This window comes from Polymorphospora rubra, from assembly GCF_018324255.1.
GTDB classification, from domain to species: Bacteria; Actinomycetota; Actinomycetes; order Mycobacteriales; family Micromonosporaceae; genus Polymorphospora; species Polymorphospora rubra.
The window spans coordinates 7,446,579-7,471,155 of the sequence record NZ_AP023359.1 but is presented as its reverse complement, the minus strand read 5'-3'; the positions used below and the strand labels follow the sequence as shown (position 1 = coordinate 7,471,155).

Genomic DNA, 24,577 nt, shown 5'->3' with positions numbered 1-24,577 from the left:
CATGGGTATGGGCGCCGAGCTGTTGTCGCCCGACAAGGTCCGTCTGCCCAGGGCGCCGTTGGCCGCCGTGAACGCGGCCAAGGGCGACGTCTTCCGGGTTCGGCGCGAGCCGGACGGTTCCCTGTGGATCCAGGAGAAACTGCGGGCGTCGGGCTACTGCGCCATTCGTGTCATGCGTACCCTTGACAGTCCGCTCGGCCCGGTCGAGCCCGGGGTCGGTGCCATCCTGGACAGGTTTGCCAAACTGGGCGTCACGGGTGCCGGCATGTTCGGAATCGCCGTGATCGACGTTCCGCCGAACGCTGACCTTCATGCCCTACGGCGGCTGCTGGACGCGGGGGAACGCGACGGTTGGTGGACCTACGAAGAGTTGTGTGTGACCGACGACTGGAGGGCGGCGACGTCGCCGTAGGTCCACGTCCCGAGAGCGTCGAGGACGCTGCTGCCCGCTGTGCCGAGATCGGCATGGGTAGACCCCGGCGCTACCCTGACCGCCGCCGACCGTACGCCGAGCTGCATGCCGAATACCGGTGGTAGCGCCGGCTCCACGCTGGAAAATGCTTGGTGGTCGGTCGTCGGCGCGTCGTATGTTCGCTGCGTGTCGATCTGGGTTACCCGCTTCGATCCACCCGCCGCCGGCCCCGGCGGGCTCCTCCGCGTCGCCGTCAAGGACGCCATCGACATGGCCGGCGTGATCACGACCGCCGGGTGCGCGGCGGTACGTGATCGGGCGGTCCTGGCCACGTCCGATGCGCGCTGTCTTGCCGGCGTGCGCTCGGCCGGCGCTCACATCGTCGGCAAGACCACGCTGACCGAGCTGTGCGTCAGCCCGGCGGGCGACAACACGACGTTCGGCACCCCGGCCAACCCCGTGGCGCCCGATCGCATCCCGGGCGGTTCTTCCAGCGGCAGCGCGGTGGCGGTCGCCAACGGTGAAGCGGACATCGGGTTGGGCACCGACACCGGCGGCTCGGTCCGCATCCCGGCCGCGTGTTGCGCGATCGTGGGTTTGAAGACGACCTGGGGACGGGTGCCGACGGAAGGTGTCTGGCCGTTGGCACCCAGTCTGGACACTGTTGGTCCGATGGCCCGCGACGTGGCCGGCGTCGTCACCGGGATGCGTCTGTTGGAGCCGGACTGGACGGTCGCGTCGCGTCCTGCTCGCGTGGTCGGTCGGCTGCGGATAGCCGGAGTCGACCCCGCGGTCGAAGATGTCGTCGACGCGGCACTACACGCGGTTGGATTCACCGTCCGCGAGGTGCGGCTGCCCGGATGGGAGCAGACCTACGACGCCCTCGACACGATCATCCTTGGCGAGTTGTGGCGGGCGCACCATACGCTGCTCGACGCCGACGGAGTCGGTGAGATCGTCAACGGCGGCCTGGACGCCGGCCGCTACATCACCGAGCAGCAGTTGGCCGAGGCCATGGTCGCCCGCGCGGCGTGGCAGGCAGAAGTAGCCGCGGCACTTGACGAGGTCGACGTTCTGGCGCTGCCGACGCTGGTCGCGTCCCCACCGCTGTTGACCGCCTTCGCGGGTTTCCCACTCACCCGGCTGACCGCGCCGTTCAATCTCGCCGGCGTCCCCGCGATCTCCATGCCGATACCGTCGCCTGGTTTTCCCGTGCCCGCCAGCCTGCAACTTGTCGGCCCGATGTACGGCGAAGGCCTGCTCTGCGCCACCGGGCTCGCGATCGAACGGGCGCTGGATCGTCCGCCCCTGCCGGACTGAGAGCGACTCAAGAACAGCGAGACCCGCATCCGGTGTCAGTCCCGGTATGGCCACTCGGAGGCACCCACCACCATCCCGTAGAGGATGTGGTCGGCCGCGAGGGCCAGCTTCTGGCTGACGCCGCCCTCGCCGTCAGCGATCCCCAGCGTTCTCTTGACGACCAGTTCGAAGCCCAGCCAGAAGGCGGTCCCGAAGGCGGGGCCGGTCCATGGTCGACGGCGTAGCTGTCGCGGGAGCATCCCGAACAGCACGCCGCCGAACGCCCCGTAGCCCCAGTGGATCACCTCGACCAGGGCGGTACGTTGGGCTACCGGGATCGCGTTCATCAGCCGCGGAGCCGTCTCGCACAGGACGGATTCCGGCGGCACCCGAGCTACCAGGCCGAGCGAGGTAGTAACCTGCCGAAGGCCGGACATGGCCATGGCCGCCATGGTCCCGCGGGCCATTCCCGTCACTGCGGCACGGGCTCCGTTTCGCATGGATGCCCAACTCCTTTCCTGGCCCCGGCGCACCTCGAGGTGTCGGTGGGTACCCGCCATCCAGGGCGGCTAACGCGTGGGATTCCGGGCGAACGGTCAGCCCAGGCCGCCGGCCACGGCCCGGACCCGACGGAGCACCTCGTCGGTGCCCAGCGCCATGGCGACGGCGTGGAGCTCCGGGCTGCGGGTGCTCCCGGTCAGGGCCACCCGCACGATCTGCGACGCCTCCCGGATCGAGCCGTGGTAGGCGCCGGGGTCGGCCTTGTACTCCCGCGGCGAGGCCGCGAAGCCGTGCGACGCCGCGAGGGTTCGGATCTGGCCGAACCATTCCTGCGGGTCGATGATCGGCTGATAGGTGTCGACGAACGCGGCGGCGAACGTGCGGACCACGTCGGCGGGAAGCTCCGCGAGCGGGGTCTCCGCCGGGTCGTTCACCAGCGCGAACAGCTCCGGGAAGAAGAACCCGTACACCGGCCGGAAGTCCGACCACTTCTGCAGGTCCTTGCGGGGATTGGGGTGACCGTCGCGCTCGACGGCCAGTGCGCGCAGCGCCAGCTCCGTCTGCGCGGCCAGCACCTTCGCCAACTCGGCGTCGTATCGCTCGGCCCAGGCGGTCACCGCCGCGAGGACTGCGGCGGCGGGCATGGTGGCGATGTGGTCGGCGCAGATGCCGCCCAGCTTGACCATGTCGACCAGCGCGCCGGAAACGCCGCACTGGTCCAGCTGAATGTTTGCGGCCAGCGCGTCGGCCTGCGGCATTTCGGCCAGCCGGCCGTTGATCAGGCCACGCAGGAAGTACAGCACCGGAGCCGCCGGGTAGCCCTCCTGGAGGTAGAAGTCGACCGACGCCTCCGGGTCCTTTCGCTTGGACAGCTTGCGCTTGCCGCCGTCAGCCTGCTTCAGCAGGGGTGCGACGTGCGCGTACTCGATCCGGTCGAAGCCGAGCGCGTCGAACAACTGGTGGTGCACCGGCACCGAGGAGAGCCATTCGTCGGCCCGCAGGACGAGGTTGACCCGCATCAGGTGGTCGTCGACGGCGTGCGCGAAGTGGTATGTGGGCAGTCTCGGAGACTGGCCCGAGCTCTTCAGCACGACCACGTCGTTGCGGTTGGCGTCGAACTCGATCCGGCCCCGGATCGCGTCCACGAACGAGACCCGTTCGCCGACGGACGTCTCGGTGCGGAACCGGACGACGTACGGCCGTCCCTCCGCCAGCGCGGCCTCGACCTGCCCCTGCGGGGCGTCCCGCCAGATCGCCCACTCGCCGTGATAGCCGGTCGGTACCTTGGCGGCTTGCTGCCGAGCGGTCGTCTCGGCAAGCTCCTCGCGGGTCGCGAAGCACGGGTACGCGAGACGTCGGCGCATCAGCTCCCGCACGTGCGAGAGGTAGATCGCCTCCCGGGCCGACTGCAGGTAGGGGCCGTAGTCACCACCGGCCACGTCGGACTCGTCGGGCAGCAGGCCGAAGTACTCGAACGCGCGCTGGAACTGCTCCTTGACGCCCGGCACCTCACGCGACTGATCGGTGTCTTCGATACGCAGGACGTATCGCCCGTCCGAGGCTGTCGCCAGGTTGCGGTCGATCACCGCGACGTAGATGCCACCGATGTGCAGGGGGCCGGTGGGGCTGGGGCAGAATCTGACGACTCGAGATCCCGCCGGCAACTCCCGGGGCGGAAAGCGGTGCTCCCATTCGACCGGTTCCGGCAGGTCAGCCGGAAATAGTGAGTCGATGAGGGAGGTATCCAGCATTGGTGCTCCATCAGATCCAGCCGCACCGACTTGCTTCCACACCGGCTTGGAATCGGCTGCTGCCAGGTAGTTGGGCCGTGATCTTCGAAATCGTACGCCGTAGCGTCCGAGCCGACACACCTATTCGTCGCGACGATGGCGGGCCGTGGAAGGCATCGCCCGCCGTGCCGCGGTCGAAGCCCACCCCAGCCACCTAACGCACTACAGGAGCGTCCCGCCCCGGCTCTCGGCCACCGCACCGGCCCGGTCCACCCGCCGCCCCGACACCACTGCCACGCCCCACAGCGGATTCGCTGTGGGTACGCCGAATTCGCTGTGGACCCCAACACCGTTGGGGTCCTTCCCGGCAAACCGCCACGGCACCCGTGATCATCAGCTGCCCAGCAACTCGACACGCCGTACGGACAACGGCGGAACAACTAACGATCATCACGCACCGCCACCCCACGAAGGGCACGGGGGCGGCCGGTTGACGCACCACAGGAGCGTCCGCGCCGCCTCGATCGCCGGCGCCGGTCACTCGTGCATCCGGGTGCCCTTCGTGATGCGGTCGACCGCGTTGCGCGGTCCGTGGAGCGCGATTCCGACCAGGTCGAGTTCGCCGGCGGGCACGGAGGCGACGGCCGCGCGGTTGGCCGCGTCGTGGCCGGTGGCGAACAACTGGTGGGTGTACACAGCGACCGGGATGCGCCGCTCGAGCGCTTTCTCCCGTGCCGCGGACAGTTTTGCCGCGTCCGCGGTGAAGACGAGCACCGGCTGACGAAGCATCGGCAGGTATTCGTTGCCGTCGCTGTCGCGATACGGCTCCCCGGTCAGGTCCGGAGCGCTTGTCGCGATGCCGCTCATGAGGATCGCGGTGACGTTCAGTTCCTGCCAGGGCAGCAGGTCGTCGCGCAGCAGCACGGCAACCTTCGTATCGAAGCGGACAGGTGCGGTTGGGTCGGTGGCCGCGCCGGGCGCGGAAAGGGTGTCCTGCATCCGTCTACTGTCCGACGGCTCCGTCAGCCTGGTCTTGTACGTTCCTAGCATGGCCGACGCGGTGCGCGCGTGGCACCCGGAGGTGCCCTTGGTGCAGGAGGTGCTGCACGCGACGTTCGCGCACCATTCCTACCCGGCCCACACGCACGACTCCTGGACCGTACTGCTCATCGACGCCGGTGCGGTCGCGTACGACCTGGACGGCACCAGCCACGAGGCGGCGCCGACGAGCGTGACGCTGCTGCCGCCGCACGTTCCTCTTGACATCCTCCGCCGTCCTAAAGGACGGGGATTCCCTTGGTCGCCCTCGGGTTTTCCTGTTTCGCCGACGACCGCCCCGTCCGGGAGGTTTCCCGTTGGGGTCTTACACCGTCTCCGCAGGCTGTCACCGCCAGTCCGGCGGCCAGAAGGTTACGGGCCGCGTTCACGTCCCGGTCGTGGACGGTGCCGCACCGGCAGGTCCACGACCGTACGTTCAGCGGCATCCGGTCCGCGAGCGCACCACAGGTGGAGCACAGTTTCGACGACGGGAACCAGCGGTCGACGGTGACCAGGTTCCGGCCGTGCCAGTCGGCCTTGTACTCCAGCATGGTGCGGAACTGCCGCCAGCCCGCATCACTGATGGCGCGGGCCAGGCTCCGGTTCTTGAGCATGTTACGTACGGTCAGGTCCTCGATCACGAGCGTTTGGTTCTCACGCACGAGTCGGGTGGTCAGCTTGTGCAGATGGTCACGGCGCCGGTCGGCGATCCGCGCATGGATTCGGGCGACGTTGAGTCGGGCTTTGGCCCGGTTCGCCGAGCCCTTCTCCTTTCGGGCGAGGTTGCGTTGGGCGCGGGCCAGCCGTTGGCGGTCGGCGCGTTCGTGGCGGGGGTTGACGATCTTCTCCCCGGTCGACAGGGTCAGCAGGCTGTCGAGGCCGGCGTCGATCCCGACCACCCCCGTGCCCTGGGCGGGAACCTGTGCGATCACGTCGTCGCAGAGCAGGGACACGAACCAGCGGCCGGCGGCGTCCTGGGACACGGTCACCGTGGACGGCGACGCACCCGGCGGCAGCGGCCTGGACCACACGATCTCCAACGGCTGCGACATCTTCGCCAGGGTCAGCTTGCCGTCGCGGAACCGGAACGCGCTGGTGGTGTACTCCGCCGACCGGCGGGACCTCTTCCTCGACTTGAACGACGGATACCGCGCGCGTCTGGCCCAGAAGTTCGTGAACGCGACCTGCAGATGCCGCAGGGCCTGCTGCAACGGCACGCAGGAGACATCGTTGAGGAACGCCAACTCCTCGGTTTTCTTCCATCCGGTGAGCAGGGCCGAGGTGGCGTTGTAGCTGACCCGTTCCCGGCGCAGGGTCCACGCCTCGGTTCTGGCCTGCAACGCCATGTTGTAGACCAGTCGGACGCAGCCGAACGTGCGGGCAAGCTCGGCGGCCTGCTCGGGGGTGGGGTAGAAGCGGTATTTGAACGCCCGCTTCACCGTCCTGGCCACGGCGCACACATTACCGGTCGTGCATGTGAGTCCCGGTCCGGGGGCGGCCCGTGCGCCTGTCCGCCCAGCCGGCGGATCGGCTTTCCCTGCCCTGCTCCGCAGAGGTTCCGTTTCCTCCCCGGCCTGAAGGCCGGAGTATCCACGGAAGGATTCCGATGACGGCCGGTCGGCGGTTCGTGGAGAGTCCTTCCGCAAGCGGGTGCTCTACCTCGACCCCGCATGGTTGTCGGCACGTACCGTGACTGCTGCCGCGGCAGCCCCCACGTTGCACGATGCGCGCGCCGTCGTCGCGGCCCGGCACGTGCACGCCGCGCTGCGGTCGCCCGCCGACATCATGGCGGTCGAACACGGCATCCATGAGTTGCGCGAGCTCGCGCGAGCGCATCTCGACCGGCTGCCGTCGACGGCGCACGATGTCCCTCTGGCCCGCCGACTGCGTGAACTGCTCGACGGTCGACTCACCGAGTCGCTGACCATCGCCGAGGCCGCGCGAACGCTCGGCGTGCACCCGAATCACCTGATGCGAGCTTTCTCGCGGGCGTACGGCATTCCACCGCACCGCTACGTGACGGGCCGCCGGGTCGACCTGGCACGAAGGCTTCTGCTGAACGGGCGGACCCCCGCTGCCGCCGCCATCGAGGCGGGGTTCCACGACCAGTCACATCTCACGCGGCACTTCCGTAAGGTCCTCGGAACGACTCCCGCCGCGTTCGTCGGCCGAGGGAGGGTCGCCGCTGACGCATCAGCCCGATGAGAAGCCGCCGATCGTGCTGGGCTCCTGCCGACGAAATGGGTTCGCGGGGTGCGCCCGCCGCGGCCTATGCTGATCAACGACCTCGCGGCTGCTGAACCGTCAGGCACACAACCACACACGGTATGACCCGGATCCACGCGAGCAAGATCGCGTGTCGGTGTCCCGTTCCCGTCTTCAGCAGCTTTCGAAAGGCCCCACATGCCCGTCTCACAGCGGCCGGACCACCGTCTGGTCCGGACCGACGACTCCTGGCTCACCCTGCCCAACCCCGCGAACGTACCGGTGGAGATCTGCGCCGGTCCCGAGGTCCCGATCGAGTCCGCGGCGATCGACGAACTGCTCACTGTGCTGGAGACCGCCGACACGTTGCGGGCGCTGGCCAGGGCCACGCCCGGCCTCGAGGTGGAACCCCGCATCGACCGGGTGGTGTGCACTCCGGACTTCCACAAGGGCGCCGGCATTCCGATCGGCACCGTGTTGCGCACCGTCGGCGCGCTCATCCCGCAGGCGGTCGGCAACGACATCAACTGTGGGATGTGGGTCGAGGCCACCGATCTCACCGTCGACCGGCTGCGTCCGCACCTGGACACCCTCGAGCGACGGCTGCGCCACCTGTTCTTCGAGGGCGGACGCCGTATCGGCCTGACCGCGACGCAGCGCGAAGGGCTGCTCCGCGACGGGCTGCCCGGTCTGCTCGCCGGCGGTGTCCCGACCGACGCCGACGGTGCGTGGCGGCAGGTCCGTCCGGACGACACGACCGACCTCGACGGACGGCTCCATGCGACCGGATTCCCGGTCGGGTCCGCGTCGGGGTTCCGTGACTGGATCACCAGTGGCGGCGGCACGAGCTACGACAGCATCATCGGCAGCATCGGCGGCGGCAACCACTTCGCCGAGCTGCAGTACGTGTCGGCCATCCACGACGGCGCGGCCGCGCACGCCTGGGGCCTGGCACCCGGCCGGGTGGTGCTGATGGTGCACAGCGGTTCCCTGTCGCTGGGGCACCAGGCGAACGCCACCGGCCAGGACCAGGCCCGCGCCGGGTGGCCGCACGGCGTACCGATGCCGAACAACCGGATCCTGCCGATGCTGCTCGACGAGGCCGGCGCGCCGCGGCGGGAGCGGTATCTGACCGCGTTCGCGAACGCGGCCAACTTCGCGATCGGTAACCGGTTCTTCCTGGCGATGATGCTGCGCGCCGGCCTCGCCGACGTGGTCGGCGAGATCGGCTCCCGGCTGGTCTACGACGCGCCGCACAACCTGCTCTGGCCTGACGACGACGGCACGGTCGTGCACCGCAAGGGCGCCACCCCGGCGGGCGGGATCACCGACCATGCGCACCGGGGTCCCGAGCTGTGGGGCGAGCCGGTCATCGTGCCCGGCTCGATGGGCGCACCCAGCTATCTGCTGCGTGGGCTCGGCGACACCCGCGCGCTGGGTAGCGCCTGCCACGGTGCCGGCCGTCGGGTTCCGCGCGGTGCGGCGGCCCGTGGCAGCGACGCCGAACTGGACGATTTCCTCCGGGAGTTCCGGGTGGTCACCCCGCTCGACCACCGTGATCCGGCCATCGCCGGCCGGCGGGACATCGTCGATGCCTGGCGCCGCGACCTGAAGCAGGAAGCGCCGTGGGCGTACAAGGATGTCGGGCCGGTCGTCGACAGCCTCCGACGGGCGGACGTCGCCCGGCCTGTTGCCGAACTCCAGCCCATCCTGACTGTGAAGGGCTGACCGCCGGTGGTCCGGTCGAGCCGCAGCAGGGTTCGATCGGACCACCGGCGCCACCCAGGTTTCCACGGCACTGCCGGTGACCGTGTACATCGACCGGTCCACAACGATCGACAACGCCGGGTGCGCGCGCCCGGCGAAGTGGGCGCGGCCACTTCGCCGTCCTGCCAGGCATGCGTTCCTAGTCGGACCTGGAGCTGTCCTTTGGCGACGGTTGTACGTTCCGTGGCGTCGGTGCACGGGATGTCCTAGAGTGCGAGCGGCCCGCCCACCATCGACGACCCACTCACCCACCAAGGGGATCATTCGGTTGGTGCGCCGGGGACGGGACGGAGGGGCACAGCCGTATGTCGGTTCCACACGGGTTCGCGATGGGTGTCGACCTGGGCACGTCGAACACGGTGGCGGTGATCCGGTGGCCGGAGGGGCGTACCCGCCCGTTGCTGGTCGACGGCGTTCCGGTGCTGCCGTCCGGCGTCTGCCTCGGCGAGGATGGTCGGCTGCTGGTCGGCCCTGACGCGCAACGGCTGGCAATGGTCGAACCGGCCCGCTACGAGCCCCATCCCAAACGTCGAATCGACGATGGTCTGGTGCTCCTCGGCGACGACGAGGTCGAGACCGTGCGGTTGTTGGCCGCGGTGCTCGGAGCCGTCAGCCGGGCCGCGGTCGAGGCGGTCGGCCACCTGCCCCCGGCCGTACTCACCTTCCCCGCCGCGTGGGGTACGGCCCGCCGGAACGTCCTGTCGGCGGCCGCCGTCCGTGCCGGATGGCCGGCGCCGCGTCTGCTCCCCGAGCCGATAGCCGCCGCCCACTACTTCACCGGAATCCTGCGGCGGCCGGTACCGGTCGGGTCCTGCCTAGCGGTCTTCGACTTCGGCGGCGGGACGCTCGACATCGCGGTGGTGCGAAACGACGGCTCGGGCTACACCGTGGTCGGCGCCGGCGGAGTGGACGACCTCGGCGGTCTGGACGTCGATGCCGCGCTCGTCAACCATCTGGGCGGCACGATCGCCGCCACCCGGCCCGAGCTGTGGCACGCGCTGACGAACCCGGCGACGACGGAACAACGGCGGAACAACCGCCTGTTCTGGGACGACGTACGCGGCGCGAAGGAGATGCTGTCCCGGGTCACGGTCGCACCCGTCACCGTTCCCGGGCTGGCGGCCGCCGTCCATCTGACCCGCGACGAGCTGGAGTCGGTCGCCGCACCTCTGCTGCGCCGGGCGGTGCGGGAGACCGACGAGATCGTCCGTCGGTGCGGCCTGCGTCCGGACGAGTTGGCCGGGCTCTTCCTGGTCGGCGGATCGTCGCGGCTGCCCCTCGTCGCCCGGCTGCTGCACCACGAACTCGGTGTGGCACCGACGGTGCTGGAGCAACCGGAACTGCCGGTGGCCGAGGGCGCGCTCGCCGAACTGACTCCCGCGCCGGGCCCACCCCCGACGGCCGGCCCACCATTTCCGGCACAGCACGCCGGCCCCGTCCCCGTTGGTTCCGGTTCCCGACACCCGGGCGCTCCCGGTGCCGGGAAACCGGTGCTGCGCCGGCCCGGACTGATCGTCGCCGCGGTCGCGGTCGCCGTTGTACTCGCCCTCGCCGTCACCGTGGGTGGCTGGTGGTTCCTCCTCAGGGACCCGCACTCCACCTTCGCCTTCACCGAACTGCAGCCGACCGGTCTCACCGTCGCGTACGGCGCCGACTCGGTGCCCAGCAAAGCCGCCTCGTACCCCGACGGCGACGTCACATACCTGGCATGGACGACCGGCGACGCGGTCAACGTCGCCGCGATCGACACCGCCGAGAACCGCACGCTCTGGCAGCGCCCGGCGCCCGCCGAGGCGAAGGACTGGCGGGCCCTGTACGCCGGGCCGGACGGTGTGATCCTGTACCCGGGCGACATCACGGCGACCGACCCCAAGCCGATGGTCGTACTCGACCCGAAGGACGGGGCGTTGAAGTGGTACCGCGACATCGGCTACCACGACGCCGTCGTCTTCTACCAGGCGGCCGTCGTCTTCAGCTCCGGCGACGACAACGCCGTTTACGGCCTGGACTGGGGGGCCGGGACCGAGAAGTGGCGGCTCGGCAACCGTCCGGGGACGAACGGCGTGCCACTCGCCACCCGCAACTTCCCGGTCGAGCAGAGCGGCGAGATCGACCGGCCCGGACTCCTCGGGTCCCGGACCAGGATCATCCGCGGCGACCGGCCCGTCCTGTTGCAGTTCGACGTGGAGCAGGGCATGCGGGTCGTCGACGTGACGACCGGAAGCCAGCGGACCTTCACCGGCGTCCCGGCCGGCCAGAACCCGATCGCCTACGCTGCGGGTGACCGGGCCCATCTGATCAGCACAGACGGCAACGGGTACCAGGTGCGCGAGTACGACCTCACCGATCCCGGCGGTGAGCGTGTGGTCCACACCGAGGCCGCCCCCGGACGCGCCGTCAGGACCACACCGGTGCCCTGCGGCCCCGAGCGACTCTGCTACATCGACCAGAACGGCGACGACTCCGACTCCACCCACGTCGTGGCGCTGGACACCGCACGCGCCAAGGTCCTGTGGCGCGAACCGGCTCCGGGCGTCACCGCACTGGTCGGCATGGGCGACGGCGTACTCGCGACCGGTGACTTCTTTCCGGCCAGCGGACTGTTCGACGGCGACGGCAACCAGCTGCTCGGCAACGACGACAGACGGACCCTGGGGGTACGTCTCGACCCGGCCAACGTTCTGCTGTACTCACGGGAACCCCCGGGCTCGTCGAGGTCCCTGCGATTCACCGGGCTGAACCTCGACGGTGCCCGCGCGCCACTCGGCCCGGTCGACGAGATCATCCCCTCTAGTTGCTCGACATCCCGGACCACCCTCGTCTGCGGGTCGACGAACGGGTTCCAGGTCTGGCGCTTCGCCGACGCGTAGCGAAGTCGGACGACCAGTCCCGGGGGGCAGCGTCGGCTCGGCCGTCGGTAACTGCCGCCCGTACGTTTCGGCCGACCGGTGGCGGGCCGCGTGGTCGGGTCAGGCTGGCCGGCCGAGCGGATCCGGGCCGGTCAGGTCGAGGGCGGGATCGTGCCGTAGCACGGCGACGTGGAGTCGCTTCAACTCCGGCGCCGGGTCGACGCCCAACTCGGTGGACAGCCAGACCCGGCGCTTGTGGTAGACGCCGGCCGCCTCGGCGCTGCGCCCGGCGCGGTGCAACGCGAGCATCACCGCCACCGTCAGCCGGTCCCGGGTCGGGTGGGTGGCCGACAGTGCCATCAGCTCGTCCGCGATGGACGTGTGGTTTCCCAGTCGCAGCTCGGCCTCGTAGAGGTCCTCGGCGGCGGTCAACCGGGCCGACTCGAGGCTGCCCAGCAGCGGGTCCGTCGGTCCGGCCGGCGACCACCCGCCCAGGACCGGCCCCCGCCACAGCTCGAGCGCCTGCCGCAGCACGTCCCGTACCTGCAGGTCGGAGCTGATTCTGCGGGAGGAGGAGACCAGTTCCCAGAACCGGTGGGCGTCCACCATCCGTTTCGGGATCCGCAGCGCGTACCCGTCGTCGCCGGTGGCTATCGCCCGGTGGGCCGTGCCGCCACCGACCGCCCGCAGCGCGGCCCGCAACTCCGACAGACGGCTGTGCAGGACGGCCCGCGGGCGGGCGGGTGGCCGGTTGCCCCACAACAGCTCGATCAGTCGCCCGCTCGACACGTTGCGGTTGGCCTCGATGGCGAGGACACCCAGGATCAACCGGTGCTGCCGCTTGGCGAGGCGAACCGGAGCGCCGTGGATGACCACCTCGACCGGCCCCAGGACCCGTACTTCCAATACAACTCCCGACGGCAAGTGACCTGCCACCCAAAGTAACGGCCAGGTCGGGGCACGGGAACCGGCCGGGAAGTCGGGGGGAAGAACCCGGCAAGCACAGGGTCGAAGAATCGCATGTATCGATCGACCAGCGAAGGAGAGACGATCATGCCGACCACCACACTGCCCGATCTCGACCGGGTGCCGACGCAGGACCTCATCACCCGGTGGTTGACGGACACACCGGTCGACGGCTGGGAGAGCCCGGCCGGCCCGCTGTTCACCGGCGGCGACTACGCCCTGCAGGAGATCACCATGACCCTGGGGTGCCCGGGCAGTAACTGCAGCTCCTGCACCGGCTCCCGACCCATCCAGTGCTGCTGACCCAGACATGACCGATACCTCGGCCCCGCGGGCACCCCGCGCATCCGGCACCGCGACGGCGGCGTCGAACCCCACGACGGGCCCCGCGGCGGGGGTATCGAACCGGGCGACGGCAAGTTTCGACCCGGTGCTGGACCGCCTGATCGCGCCGGAAGCCGGACGGTTGGCGGCCCAGCTCCGGGTTGTTCCGGACCTGGGCGCCGACGGGCAGGCGGTGATCCTCGCCGCCGCGACCAGGGCGTGGCGGAACTCCGTACGACCGAAGGTGACCCGGGCACTGGTGCTGGAGGTCTACGCCGCCCGGGCCGGTGGCCGGCTGGCGGGCTCCGATCCGCGGTCGCGGTGGGAGCACTGGCTGGAACTGGCCACCACGGAGGGCTTCTGGCCGTCGATCGACGACCGCTACCCGACCCTGCGCCAGCGGCTGGACCGGGTCCTGGCGGGCGGTCGCCGCGCGGCGGCGACGTTCGCGCACCGGTTCGCCGCGGACCGGTCGGAGCTGCCCGCGGTACTGCCGTCGGGTGATCCGACGCTGCTCGACCTCGATTTCGGCTCGGGCGACACCCACCGTGGCGGGCAGACGGTCGCGATGGTCCGGTGCGCCGCCGGCCCGGTCGTCTACAAGCCGCGACCCCTGCACGTCGACGTGGCGCTGGCCGGGCTCGTCGCCCGTCTGCTGCCCGACGAACCGCCGGCCACCCGGATCCGGGTGCCCACCGTCCTGGTCCGTGACGGGTACGGCTGGGCCGCCCATGTCGCCCACCGGTACTGCGGTACGGAGGAGGAACTGCACACCTTCTACCGGGGACTCGGCCACTGGGCCGCGGTGATGCGGATGCTCGGCGGCAGCGACCTGCACGCGGAGAACCTCATCGCGGCCGGACCGGTGCCGGTGATCGTCGACTGCGAGACCCTGTTCACGCCGCAGCCGCCGCTCCTGCCGTCGGGGTACGGCCTGGCCAGCGACCGGGCCGCCCGCGCCCTGAGCTCGTCGGTGCTGGGAACCGGACTGCTGCCCGGGCGTGGTGTCGCGCTGGCGTGGCGTGGCCTGGACCCGTCCGGGGCCGGCGGGCTGCGGGGCGAGCAGCCGACGGTGCGGGTGCCGGTGCTCGTCGACGAGGGCACCGACCAGGTCCGGGTCGACTTCGCCGAATTCGACGCCCCCGAGGCCGCCAACCAGCCGAGCCCCGAGCCCGTCCTGGCCCGGTACTGGGGCGACGTCTGCGACGCCTTCGACGAGTTGACCGACCGGCTGCGGAGCCTGGACCGGCGTGGCCGGCTCGAGCCGCTGCTGGCCGGGTTCACCGGCTGCCAGGTGCGCCACGTCCGCCGCAACACCGAGACGTACGCCGAACTGGCCCGGATGCTGTGGCATCCGGCGTCGCTGTTCGACGAGCCGGCCGCCCGGGCCAGGGCCACCGACCTGCTGGCCCGCCACGGAAGGAACGCCGCGGAGGCACCCGACGATCCCGACGTCATCGCCGCCGAGGTCGCCGACCTGCTCGTCGGGGACATCCCGATGTTCACGGCGGCCGCCGACCCGGACCTGATCGCGGGCGCGCTGCGCCGCTGGCGCGGGGCCGATCCGGAACTCGACGGCCAGGTCCTGCGGTCGACGCTGATCAGCGCCTATCTGAACGAGGCTCCGCCCGCGTCGGCCGGTCCGCCGTTGATCCCGCGGCAGGTCCGTTCGGACGATCTCGACCGCCGCCGACGGGCGCTCGCCGCCGACGTCGTTCGTACGCTGCTCGCCACCGCAATCCGGGCGCAGGACGGTACCGCCACCTGGATCGCGCCGGTCATCACCGCCGGCTCCGGGTGGGCGGTGCAGCCGCTGACGGGCGACATGTACCTCGGTACCGCCGGTATCGCGGTCCTGCTCGCCGCCTACGACAACGAGGTCCGGGCGGGGCGGGCCGATCCGGTCGACGGCGCCGCCGACCTGCTCGAAGCCGTACTGGCGACCATGCGCGCCGCCGAGGACCGGGTTGCGGCCGACCGGGCCTCCGGCATCCCGATCCGTCCGGAACCCTCGGGCGGCTACGTCGGACTCGGCGCCGGGATCTGGGGCTGGCTGCTGCTGCGCCGGCTCGGCCGGGGCGATGCTGGCTTGGCCGATGCGGGCCTGGCCGACGAGAGCCGGACCGCCGCCGGGGAACCCGGGGCGGGCGACGAGGCACTGCGCCGCGCCCAGGCCCTCGCCGCGCTGTTGCCCGACGCCGTGCGGGCGGACGACGCGTACGACCTGCTGCGCGGGCCGGCCGGCGCGATCGTACCGCTGCTACGACTGTCGGAAGTGGACGGCGACCCACGGTGGGCCGCGACGGCCGCCGCGCTCGGCGAGCACCTACGGACCGCCGCCCGCCGGGCCGACGCGAACGGGGAGGCCCTGTGGTGGCCGGGGCAGTTCGCCACCGACGGCCTGGGCGGGGTGTCCCACGGCGCCACCGGCATCGGCTGGGCACTGTCGCATCTGGCCGGCTGTGGCGATCTGGCTGCGGCGGCGTTCCGGTACGAGGAGTCGCTCTACGACCCCGGTCTGCCGGGCTGGCTGGACATGCGCAAGCCGGAGCGGCCGACCGACGCGGCGGCGTGGTGCCACGGGGCGGTCGGCATCGGCATCGTCGCCGCCGACCAATGGCGACGCGCCCCCGACCCGGGGACGCGCGACCGGTGGGTCGACGTGCTGCGCCGGGCCGCGGCGGCGAGCTGGCCGGCGGGCATGGGCGCCAACCACACCATCTGCCACGGCGAACTCGGCACCTGGGAACTGCTGCGGGAGGCGATCGACGCCGGCGTCGCCCCCTGCGATGTGGACCGTGCGGAACTCGACGCCCGGGTGCTCACCGGGATGGAGGAGTTCGGGGCGGTCGCCGGCCCGAACCGCGACGCGTTCCGGCCGGGGCTGCTGCTCGGCCTCGGCGGCATCGGCTACCAACTGCTGCGCATGCACCCGCAGTGCCACCTCCCCTCCGTCCTGCTTCCCGATCCCGGCCCGCCGGACCGGATCGGGCCCACCGATGGCTGACGTGACCGCGCCGTACTGGCGGCTGGAGACACCGACCGACCGGATGGGTCCGTGGCAGGTCATCCGGGGGATGCCGGCGGCGATCGGACCCGCCGTCGGCCTGATCCGGCAGGCGGCGCCCCGCGCCGCCTGGACGGTCGTCACGCTCCACCTCGCCGCCGGCGTCGCGACCACGTACGGCCTCGTCGCCACGGCCGGGGTGCTGGAGCGGCTCTTCGCGGCCGGGCCGACCGGGGCCCGGTTGGTGTCGGCCGTGCCCGCCCTCGCCCTCGTCGTGCTCGCCTTCGCCGGCCGGGCCGGCCTGGAGATCGTGGCCACGCTGGCGCAGGCGCGGATCGCCCCGGCGGTGCGCCGCCTCGCCGACGAGCGGCTGGTGGCGGCCGGCCTGTCGGTGGAACTGACCGCGTTCGACGACCAACGGTTTCTCGACCGCATGTTCCGGGCCCGCGACCGCGGCCTGCTCTACCTGCAACGCGTCGTCGACAACCTGGTCGAGGCGATCGGGGCGGTGCTGGCCGTCACCGCGGCCGCGGTGAGCCTGACCGTGCTGCATCCGGTGCTGCTGCCCGTACTCCTGGTGACCGTACTTCCGGACGGGTGGGCCGCGTTGCGGGCGGCCCGGCTCGGCTATGCCAGCAATGCCCGGCTCGTCGCGCTGAACCGCAGGGTGGCGATGGTGACCGACCTTGCCACGGAACGGGAGCCGGCCGCGGAGGTCCGCGCGACCCAGGCCCAGGGCAGCGTCCTCTCGCGGTACCGGGAGGCGGCCGACCTGGTCTGCGACGAGGAGGTCGCCGTCGCGGCGGCACAGGTCAGGGTCCGGGCGCGGGGCCGACTGCTTGCCGGTGTCGCTCTCGGCGGCGTCTTCGCGGCCCTGTGGCTGCTGCTCGACGCCGGCTGGATCCCGCTCGCCGTCGCCGGTACAGCGCTGATCGCCACCCGTACCGCCGTCGCCGCGCTGGCGCGCCTGGTGCGTGCCGGCGACCAACTCTTCGAGCAGGGCCTGTACGTCGCCGACTTCCACGCGTTTCTCGCCGACGCGACAACCCGCGCCCGTCCGGCCACGGGGCCGCCGGCGCCGGCCGCACCGCAACGGATCGAGCTACGCGACGTCGGCTTCCACTATCCGGGTTCCCGGCTGGTGCTGCGGGGCGTCGACCTGACCCTGCACGCGGGCCAGACGGTGGCGCTCGTCGGCGAGAACGGCTCCGGCAAGACCACCCTCGCGAAGATCATCGCAGGGCTGTACCGTCCCACCGCCGGATCGGTGACGTGGGACGGCACGGACCTGGCCGACCTGCATCCGGACACCGTCGCCGACCGGGTGATGATGGTGCTGCAGGATCCGGTCCGCTGGCCCGACTCGGCCCGGGTGAATGTCCGGATGGGACGTTTCGACCGCGCCGACCCGGACGAGCAGGCCCTGCGGCAGGCGGCCCGGGCGGCACTGGCCGACGAGGTCGTCGATCCCCTCCCTCAGGGCTGGGACACGCTGTTGACCACCGCGTTCCGCGGCGGCGTGGACCTGTCCGGTGGCCAGTGGCAACGGCTCGCGGTGGCCCGCGGCCTGTTCCGCGACGCACCCGTGTTGATCTGGGACGAGCCGACCGCCCCGCTGGACGCCCGGTCCGAGTACGCGGTCTACGAGGCGCTGCGCCGCCTGGCCGCGGGCCGTACGGTCGTCCTGATCACGCACCGGTTGGCCAGCGTCCGCAACTGCGACCAGATCTGCCTGCTCCACGAGGGCGAGATCGTCGAGCAGGGCAGCCACCACGAACTGCTCACGCTCGGCGGCCGGTACGCCGAACTGTCCCTCCTGCAGGCCCGGATGGCGGAGGACCCATGGCTCTCGCTGCCGCACCGCTGACCCGGCTCGCCGCCGAGCTGACCGGCTCGCTGCTGCTGCCGGAGGATCCGGAGTACGTCACCTGCCGGCTGCCGTTCCTCGCCCGCCTCGACGAGGTGCTGCCACGCGCCGTGGTACGCGCGGCCACCGCCGCGGACGTGCGGGCGGGACTCTCCTTCGCCCGGGAACACGGGCTGAACGTGGCGGTCCGCAGCGGCGGGCACAGCTTCGCGGACCGGTGCAGCACCGACGGGCTGCTGCTGGACCTCGGTGGGCTGCGGGACCTGCGTACCGACGGCGACCTGGTCACCGCCGGCCCCGGGCTGCGCATGCGCGATCTGCGGCGACGGCTGGCCCAGACCGGCCGGACCGTCTCCTGTGGCTGGTGCCCGGACGTCGCCCTCGGCGGTGCGGTCCTCGGCGGCGGTTACGGCAGCCTCAGCCGCCTGTACGGCCTGGGCAGCGACCACCTGGTCGCCGCCGAGGTGGTGCTCGCCGACGGCCGTACGGTGTGGTGCGACGCGGACCGCGAACCCGACCTGTTCTGGGCGTTGCGGGGCGCCGGCGGCGGTCTGCTCGGGGTCGTCACGCAATTCGTCCTGCGGACCCGGCCGACGGTGCCGGCGACGTTCTTCGAGTGCCGGTGGCCGGTGCGGCACGCGGCGGAGATCATCGGCACCTGGCTGGGCTGGGCGCCGGAGGCACCCGACGAGATCAACGCCGGGCTCGGGCTGATCGCCCCGTTCGACCCGGCCGAGGCGCCGTACGTCGTCGTGTTCGGCCTCAGCGTCGGCGCGGGAACCGGCTTTCTGGACCGGTTCACCCCCGCACCGGAGCACGTCGACATCCGGGATCTGCCGGCGCCCGCCGCCGCCGCGGTGAACTACCCGGACAGCCCCGATGACCTCGACGTGACCGGGCCGCCGTGGGGAATCTCGCCGGGGCGACGGCTGACCCGGTCGGAGTTCTTCGCCGGATCGCTGCCGCCGGGTGTGGTCGAGGCGCTGGTCGACCACATGGTCACCGGCCGGGTCGCCGGACAGGCCCGGGAGTTGGAGTTCATCCCGTGGGGCGGTGCCTACGGCCACGTCGCCCCGGACGCGACCGCCTTCGTCCACCGCCGGGCCCGGTTCATCCTCAGGCATACCTGCCACGTGTTCCGCCGTGGCACCGATGCCGTGCGGCAGGACGCGCAGCGTTGGGTGAACCGGTCCTGGGAGATCGCACATCCATCGGGGTCGGGCCTCATCTACCCGAACTACCCGGAACCTGGACGGTCGCCGCTCGACCCGGCGTACCACGGCGACAACCTCGACCGGATTCGCCGCGTCGTGGCCCGCTACGACCCTGGCGGCGTCTTCACCCGCTGACCCGTGACCACCGGCACGACGGTCCGGTGTCACGGTCCTGGCGGGTTGAAGTAGGGGTCGGCGGCGAAGCCGGCGAAGGCGAGCTGCGCGGGTCCGCCGTCGGGGACGGTGACGCGCCAACGGTTGTCGACGTCGTCGCCGTCGCGGTGGAAATAGAGGAACGCCTTCAGGTTCGGGTAGTCGCTCTTGATCACAGCCCGGGTGGTGTCGAGCCACGCGGCCTGGACCGGGGCCACGTCGTCGCGGTGCACACCGGTCTCGCCGACCATGAACGGTTTGCCGTGCGCGACGGCGAAGGCGTGCGCGGTGTCGAACATCAGGTCGAAGGGCCGGTAGTCGTAGTCGGGCTTGTCGGGCTTCGGTCGGGCGTAGCCGTCCGCGGCGATCCAGTCGACGTGGTCGTCGCCGGGATAGAACGGCTCGGCCTTGAACGTCTCCCGGTACGCCCGCCACGTCGGACACCACACGAACGCCACGTTCGGCGCCTGCGCGAACTTCCCGTGCACGTACCGCCAGGTGTCCCGAAACAGTGCCGTGTCGGTGTAGCGCAGGTCGAACTCCCAGGTGAAGCGCAGGAACACGGCGGCGTCGAGGCCCGCCAGAAGCTGGGCCTGCTGTTCGATCTCGGCGTCGTGCACGCCGTCGACGATCTGGCGCAGCCGGGCCTCGGTGCCGGCGCCCCAGGAGATCATCGGGATGCGCCCGGCGGCGATGTCCTGCTGGATGCGGGTCAGCGGCGCCCCGGTACCCGCGTGCTGGAAGCTGTGGTTGATCCGCAACCCGTGGCCGATCTTCGACTCCAGTGCCTCCGGCTGGGACACGCCGGTGTCGTTGCCGGCGTACACGTAGGCGCCGAAGTGGGCGCCGGAGGCGGGGACGAGGTCGGCGGCGAGCGGGGTGGCCGTCCCCGCCACCGCCGGGCGGGCAGTGCCCGCGTACGCCCCGACGGCGGCACCTCCGGCGAGGGTGAGCAGACCACGACGACTGATCATGGCGGTCACCGGATCTCGATCAGCGTGAACTCGAGTTCGGGCACCGAACGCCCGGTTTCGTGGTCGGTGACCGCCACCCCCCACTGCGTGAACTCCGGGGTCTTGTCCCGGTAGCCACGGTTGCCGCGCAGTTCGATCCGCCTGCTGTTCCGGACGCTGACGCCGTACGGGTGCGGGCCGAGGACGGTCGCCACCCGGAACAGCACCGAGTTGGCGAACAGCAGGTCGCTGGAGTCCTCGATCTCGACCGCCTGCGACCGCCACCCGTACAGGTGGTCCTCGGTCTGCAGGCCGAGGAACTGCCACCCGGACACGTCGCGCAGCACCACCTCGCGGGTCTCGTGATGCTCGACGGAGACCTCGTACACCCGGGTCGGCACCCTGGTGTCCTCGACGAGGAGTCCGTTGTCGGCCCAGCCGTTGACGCTCCAGACGTTGGCGAGCACGCCACCACCGCCGCGGACCCAGATGCCGTACTTGTGCGCACCCCGGTAGGTGTAGCCGGGGTCGCCGGACGCGACGTCGGCCGGGTGCCACTTGACGAACTGTGTCGTGACGTCGGCCAGGAAGGAGCCGGTTCCGGACTGCCACAGCAGGTTCACCGAGCCGGCGGTCTGCTGTGCGGTGTCCAGGCCGATGCCGGTCACGATGTTGCGGCCGCCGCGGGGTGTCGCGACCAGGGGGCGTGGCCGGTCCGGGTCGCCGAAGTTCGGGTGGCCGTCGGCGGCCAGCAGCCAGGTCTGCCGGGGATGCAGGCCGATCAGGTTCGACGTCCGGCGCAGCTGCAGCGTGTCGCTGAACAGGTAGCTGCCGATCGGGACGAAGACGGTGTCGTGGCGGTCGACGGCGGCCTGGAAGACCGCGAGGTCGTCGGCGCCGGTACCGATGCTGCGTCCCATCTCGGCGGCGACGTCGGCGACGCTGACCCAGGTGCGGGTCGGCGGCAGGGCCGGCACGTCGGTCTGCAGCGTGCGTCGCACCTGGGCCGCGGGCGCGGCCCCGGCGAGGTCGGCGTGTACGTCGTCGGAACGCTTCTCGTGCCGGCTCAACGCCCGCTCCACGCGCAGCCCGTACGTCAGCTCCCGGATGCGGGTCGACGCCGACCGCGTACTCGTGCGGTGGCCGCTCTGGGCGAGCAGGAGCAGGTCGCGGGTGCCGGCGGCGGTGCAGTCGAGCAGCGTCAGCTGGTTGCTGTACCGGATCAGGTCGTTGTCGGCGCCGGGGATGGTGCCGCTGTCGTTGAGGACGACCGCCACGTCGCGGACGTCCTGGAAGTGGGAGTCCTGGATGTAGAGGTGCTGCCACTGCCCCTGCGCGCTCTCGAACGCCCGGGGCGCGTCGGTGAAGGCGGTGCGGACCACGACGAGCTTGGCGTCGTTGAACATCACCACGGCCGCGCGGCGCTGCCCGGTGAACCGGCAGTCCAGCAGGGTGGTCTGCCAGCCGGCCGAGGCCGCGTAGGCGTGCAGGCCGATCTCGCCGCCGGTCACCCGGACCCGCTGGATGATGTTCGCGTTGTGGTCGATGCCGGTGTGGCCGTCGCCGACGTCGATGTCCATGTCCTGCAGCAGGCACAGTTGCGCGCCGCCGAACCGTACGGCGATCGCGTCGGTGTTGCCCGGCCCGATGCGGATGTCGACGTTCACCAGTGCGGAGCCGAACGTGTCGTTGTTCGCGTACGCGATCGGGCCGCCGACCGGGCGGCGGCGGAAGGCGAAGATGTCCCTGATCGCTCCGGTGGCGTACCCGGGGGTGTGTGCACCCAGGAGGAACAGCGGGCGCCGGGCGCCGACGCCGACGACGCGTACGGAGTCGTAGACGTTGACCGGGGCGGAGAGCCGGTAGGTGCCCTCCGGCACGAGGACGACGCCGCCGCCGTCGCCGTGCGGGAAGTTCCGCGCGCCGCCGAGGATGTCGCCGAGTTTGTTGGCGATGCCGCGGCGCGACGCCTCGTCGATGGCGGCCTGCACCGCCTGCGTGTCGTCGCCGACGCCGTCGGCGTGGGTCTCGAATCCGGGGGAGCCGAGCACGACCGCGGTGGGGTCGTGCGGGGCGGCGGTGATGGTGGATCCGAACACGGTCGGGTCCCAGCCGGCGGTGGGGGCGGCTGCGGTGGAGCCGGGGTCCGCCCAGGCGATGCCGGGAAGCAGGGGCGTGGCGGCGAGGCCGACACCGGCGGCGACCAGGCGCCGCCGGGACAATCGGGGAGAGTTGTCCACTGTCAACGGTTCCTTTCGCGGCGGTCAGTTCGGGGGTGGGGCGGAGACGGTCTGCCCGGGTGCGATGAGGCAGGGGAGCAGCCGGTGGCGATCGGTGTCGCCGCGGCCCTCGATGAGTTCGATCAGCAGTCGAAGTGCGCGCGCGCCCAGCTCCTCGCGCGGGATGCGGAAGCCGGACCAGTCCAGGCCGCTGTTCGCGGCGCCGTCGACCGCCACCTCGGGCTGGCCGAGGATGGCGATCGACAGGTCCGCCGGCACGGTGAGCCCGCGCCGGCCGGCGGCGGCGCGGATGCCGTCCGCGCGGTGTGCCTCGGCGAGTACGAGGCCGGTCAGGCGGTTGTCGAGCACCACGTCGAGGATCTCGTCGGGTGTGAGGTCGGCCGGGTCGAAGGAGGTGGGGCGCAGGCCGGCGTCGCGCATCGCGGCCCGGTAGCCGGTGAGCCGGTCGAGGATCGACTCGCGGTCGCTGAGTTCGCCGACGAAGCCGATCCGCTCGTGGCCCCGGTCGAGGAACAGGCGTACGACGTCGTGCGTGGCCCGCACGTAGTCGGCGCCGACGTACGGCAGGTCCGCGCCGCCGGGCAGTTCGCGGCGGCCGACGAAGACGAACGGGAGGCCGTCGTCGAGGAGATGGACGAGTTCCTGCTTGTCCTCGCTGTGGCCGAGCAGCAGGCAGCCGTCGGTGATGCCGAGATGGGCGCGGGCCTTGCCGGAGAGCCGGCGGCGGCCGTGCTCGACCTGGGCGCTGGTGAACAGCAGCAGGTCGCATCCCCACTGCTCGGCTTCGCCTTCGATGCCGATGAGGAACGGGTGGTAGAAGTCGCCGCCGCCACGGGGGAAGACCGGTTCGTAGGTGAACACGCCGACGATCTGGTTGCGGCCGCCGGCGAGGCGCTGCGCGACCGGGTTGGCCGAGTAGTTCGTCTTGCTGATCGCGTCGAGCACCCGTCGGCGGGTGTCGTCGCCGACGCGGTTGCCGTCGCCTTTGAGTACCAGCGAGACGGTCGCCTGGCTCACGCCGGCCAGGCGTGCCACGTCGGCCTGGGTTGCTCGACCCGCTCCCATGAGGCTCCTTGTTATGCGTATAACTACTCGGGCCTGCCGATCGGGGCAGGCGAGGCGGTGGAGTGATCTTGTGGCATGACAGGACCTATGTCAAGAGTGTTACGAACCGAAGTCGGCCTGATCATGCGTATAACCAGATGGCCATGGGGGTGAGGCGTCACGACCGGACCGGCTTCGCACCCCGGATGGCCGGCATCCGCATCCCGCATCGCACCGGACGCCCCCGCACCCGCTCGCCACACGCTGCGTGACCACCACCAACCACTCGACGGGAGACCGTCGACGCAGCCACCAGGCTCATGGAGGTTAACTACCGTCAGGAATCGACCGGGTACGCCGACGGCGAACGGTCATGCGCGAAGCGCCGTATCGGCAGCGCGGACCTGATGTAGCAGCGGCTGGCCCGCGACGAAGCGACCGACCTCGTCTACCACCAGCCGACCGAGTACGGGTCGGCGGCAAGCACTCGAACGTCGAGTGTGGACAGCCGTTGGGCCACCAGGCGGCCGATCAGGCCGAGCGACAGTATGCCGACCGTCGAGCCGAACGTGCCGGGCGCCGCCGGCTGGGAGGGGAACCGGCCGAGTCGGCGTACCGCGCGTTCGAAGCGGTGGGCGTGCTTGAGCGCCAGCGTCACCTGCGCGAATGTGAACTCGGCGACTGGCACCGCGTTGGCGGCGGCGGCCGACACGATCTGGATGCCGGCGGCCCAGAACTCGTCGGTGACGATCGGCCGCACCGATCCACCGCCGTAGAAGACCGCACGGAGCCTGGTCGCGTGGGAGAGCAGAGTGCGGTCCAGGCGGGGGCCACGCCGAGTGGGGAGAGACCCGGAAGTATCGACACGAGTCATCGCCGGCGGGCCGGCACCACGGGTTGGTGCGCCGCCGTATGTGTGAGCGGCGCACCAACCCTCGTGTTTCTGCGCAGAAACAGCCGGCGATCGAGTCGAGCGCGACGGGGCTGCGGCTCACCCAGCCGCAGCGG

18 protein-coding genes and 1 pseudogene are annotated in these 24,577 nt (G+C 71.4%); 10 read left to right on the top strand and 9 right to left on the bottom strand.

What is annotated here, in order from left to right:
• The first annotated feature begins 7 nt into the window (after positions 1-7).
• On the top strand, positions 8-412 hold the full coding sequence (locus Prubr_RS32625; RefSeq protein WP_212819060.1) for a DUF4265 domain-containing protein: 405 nt from the start codon (positions 8-10) through the stop codon (positions 410-412).
• A gap of 105 nt (positions 413-517) precedes the next feature.
• On the top strand, positions 518-1,732 hold the full coding sequence (locus tag Prubr_RS32620) for an amidase (RefSeq protein WP_212819058.1): 1,215 nt from the start codon (positions 518-520) through the stop codon (positions 1,730-1,732).
• Positions 1,733-1,767: 35 nt separating this feature from the next.
• Here Prubr_RS32620 and Prubr_RS32615 read toward each other — a convergent pair whose 3' ends face one another.
• The 3 genes from Prubr_RS32615 to Prubr_RS32605 all read right to left on the bottom strand — a co-directional run bounded on the left by Prubr_RS32615 (position 1,768) and on the right by Prubr_RS32605 (position 4,941).
• Complete coding sequence (locus tag Prubr_RS32615; protein WP_343221545.1) at positions 1,768-2,211, bottom strand: DUF6789 family protein; 444 nt, start codon at positions 2,209-2,211, stop codon at positions 1,768-1,770.
• A gap of 96 nt (positions 2,212-2,307) precedes the next feature.
• Positions 2,308-3,963: a glutamate--tRNA ligase gene (locus tag Prubr_RS32610; protein WP_212819054.1), complete on the bottom strand. Its 1,656-nt coding sequence runs from the start codon at positions 3,961-3,963 to the stop codon at positions 2,308-2,310.
• Positions 3,964-4,479: 516 nt separating this feature from the next.
• The gene (locus Prubr_RS32605; protein ID WP_212819053.1) at positions 4,480-4,941 is read right to left on the bottom strand and encodes a DUF2000 domain-containing protein; all 462 of its coding nucleotides are present in this window, start codon (positions 4,939-4,941) and stop codon (positions 4,480-4,482) included.
• A gap of 49 nt (positions 4,942-4,990) precedes the next feature.
• Here Prubr_RS32605 and Prubr_RS38460 point away from each other — a divergent pair.
• Positions 4,991-5,149 (top strand): annotated as a pseudogene (locus Prubr_RS38460) (AraC family ligand binding domain-containing protein); the annotation flags it as partial.
• A gap of 70 nt (positions 5,150-5,219) precedes the next feature.
• On the opposite strand, the gene Prubr_RS32595 reads toward Prubr_RS38460, so the two are convergent.
• Positions 5,220-6,431: an RNA-guided endonuclease InsQ/TnpB family protein gene (locus tag Prubr_RS32595; protein ID WP_212819049.1), complete on the bottom strand. Its 1,212-nt coding sequence runs from the start codon at positions 6,429-6,431 to the stop codon at positions 5,220-5,222.
• Positions 6,432-6,630: 199 nt separating this feature from the next.
• Here Prubr_RS32595 and Prubr_RS32590 point away from each other — a divergent pair, with 199 nt between their 5' ends.
• The 3 genes from Prubr_RS32590 to Prubr_RS32580 all read left to right on the top strand — a co-directional run bounded on the left by Prubr_RS32590 (position 6,631) and on the right by Prubr_RS32580 (position 11,822).
• Positions 6,631-7,185 (top strand): helix-turn-helix transcriptional regulator, encoded by a 555-nt coding sequence (locus Prubr_RS32590; RefSeq protein WP_246567960.1) that lies wholly within the window; start codon positions 6,631-6,633, stop codon positions 7,183-7,185.
• A 198-nt stretch (positions 7,186-7,383) separates the two neighbouring features.
• Entirely contained in the window at positions 7,384-8,913 is a 1,530-nt protein-coding gene (locus Prubr_RS32585; protein ID WP_212819047.1) for an RtcB family protein, read from the top strand.
• A 344-nt stretch (positions 8,914-9,257) separates the two neighbouring features.
• Entirely contained in the window at positions 9,258-11,822 is a 2,565-nt protein-coding gene (locus tag Prubr_RS32580; RefSeq protein WP_212819044.1) for an Hsp70 family protein, read from the top strand.
• Positions 11,823-11,921: 99 nt separating this feature from the next.
• Here the strand turns inward: Prubr_RS32580 and Prubr_RS32575 are convergent, their stop codons facing one another.
• Entirely contained in the window at positions 11,922-12,707 is a 786-nt protein-coding gene (locus tag Prubr_RS32575) for an AfsR/SARP family transcriptional regulator (RefSeq protein WP_246567958.1), read from the bottom strand.
• A gap of 147 nt (positions 12,708-12,854) precedes the next feature.
• Here Prubr_RS32575 and Prubr_RS32570 point away from each other — a divergent pair, with 147 nt between their 5' ends.
• From Prubr_RS32570 to Prubr_RS32555, 4 genes are read left to right on the top strand one after another with little or no spacing between them, the layout of a single operon-like run.
• Positions 12,855-13,070, top strand: a complete 216-nt coding sequence (locus Prubr_RS32570) for a DUF6229 family protein (protein ID WP_212819042.1) — start codon at positions 12,855-12,857, stop codon at positions 13,068-13,070.
• Between the two features lie 7 nt (positions 13,071-13,077).
• On the top strand, positions 13,078-16,098 hold the full coding sequence (locus Prubr_RS32565; protein WP_212819040.1) for a type 2 lanthipeptide synthetase LanM family protein: 3,021 nt from the start codon (positions 13,078-13,080) through the stop codon (positions 16,096-16,098).
• Entirely contained in the window at positions 16,091-17,965 is a 1,875-nt protein-coding gene (locus Prubr_RS32560) for an ABC transporter ATP-binding protein (protein ID WP_212819038.1), read from the top strand. Before Prubr_RS32565 ends, Prubr_RS32560 begins: the two co-directional genes overlap by 8 nt.
• Positions 17,941-19,314, top strand: a complete 1,374-nt coding sequence (locus tag Prubr_RS32555) for an FAD-binding protein (protein WP_212819036.1) — start codon at positions 17,941-17,943, stop codon at positions 19,312-19,314. Before Prubr_RS32560 ends, Prubr_RS32555 begins: the two co-directional genes overlap by 25 nt.
• A 29-nt stretch (positions 19,315-19,343) precedes the next feature.
• Here Prubr_RS32555 and Prubr_RS32550 read toward each other — a convergent pair whose 3' ends face one another.
• The 4 genes from Prubr_RS32550 to Prubr_RS32535 form a co-directional block, all read right to left on the bottom strand.
• The gene (locus tag Prubr_RS32550) at positions 19,344-20,306 is read right to left on the bottom strand and encodes a glycoside hydrolase family 26 protein (protein WP_212819034.1); all 963 of its coding nucleotides are present in this window, start codon (positions 20,304-20,306) and stop codon (positions 19,344-19,346) included.
• Positions 20,307-20,311: 5 nt separating this feature from the next.
• Positions 20,312-22,525: a glycosyl hydrolase family 28-related protein gene (locus Prubr_RS32545; RefSeq protein WP_212819032.1), complete on the bottom strand. Its 2,214-nt coding sequence runs from the start codon at positions 22,523-22,525 to the stop codon at positions 20,312-20,314.
• 24 nt (positions 22,526-22,549) lie between these two features.
• Complete coding sequence (locus Prubr_RS32540; protein WP_212819031.1) at positions 22,550-23,590, bottom strand: LacI family DNA-binding transcriptional regulator; 1,041 nt, start codon at positions 23,588-23,590, stop codon at positions 22,550-22,552.
• Positions 23,591-24,017: 427 nt separating this feature from the next.
• Complete coding sequence (locus Prubr_RS32535) at positions 24,018-24,329, bottom strand: NAD(P)-dependent oxidoreductase (RefSeq protein ID WP_212819029.1); 312 nt, start codon at positions 24,327-24,329, stop codon at positions 24,018-24,020.
• Between the last annotated feature and the right edge of the window lie 248 nt (positions 24,330-24,577).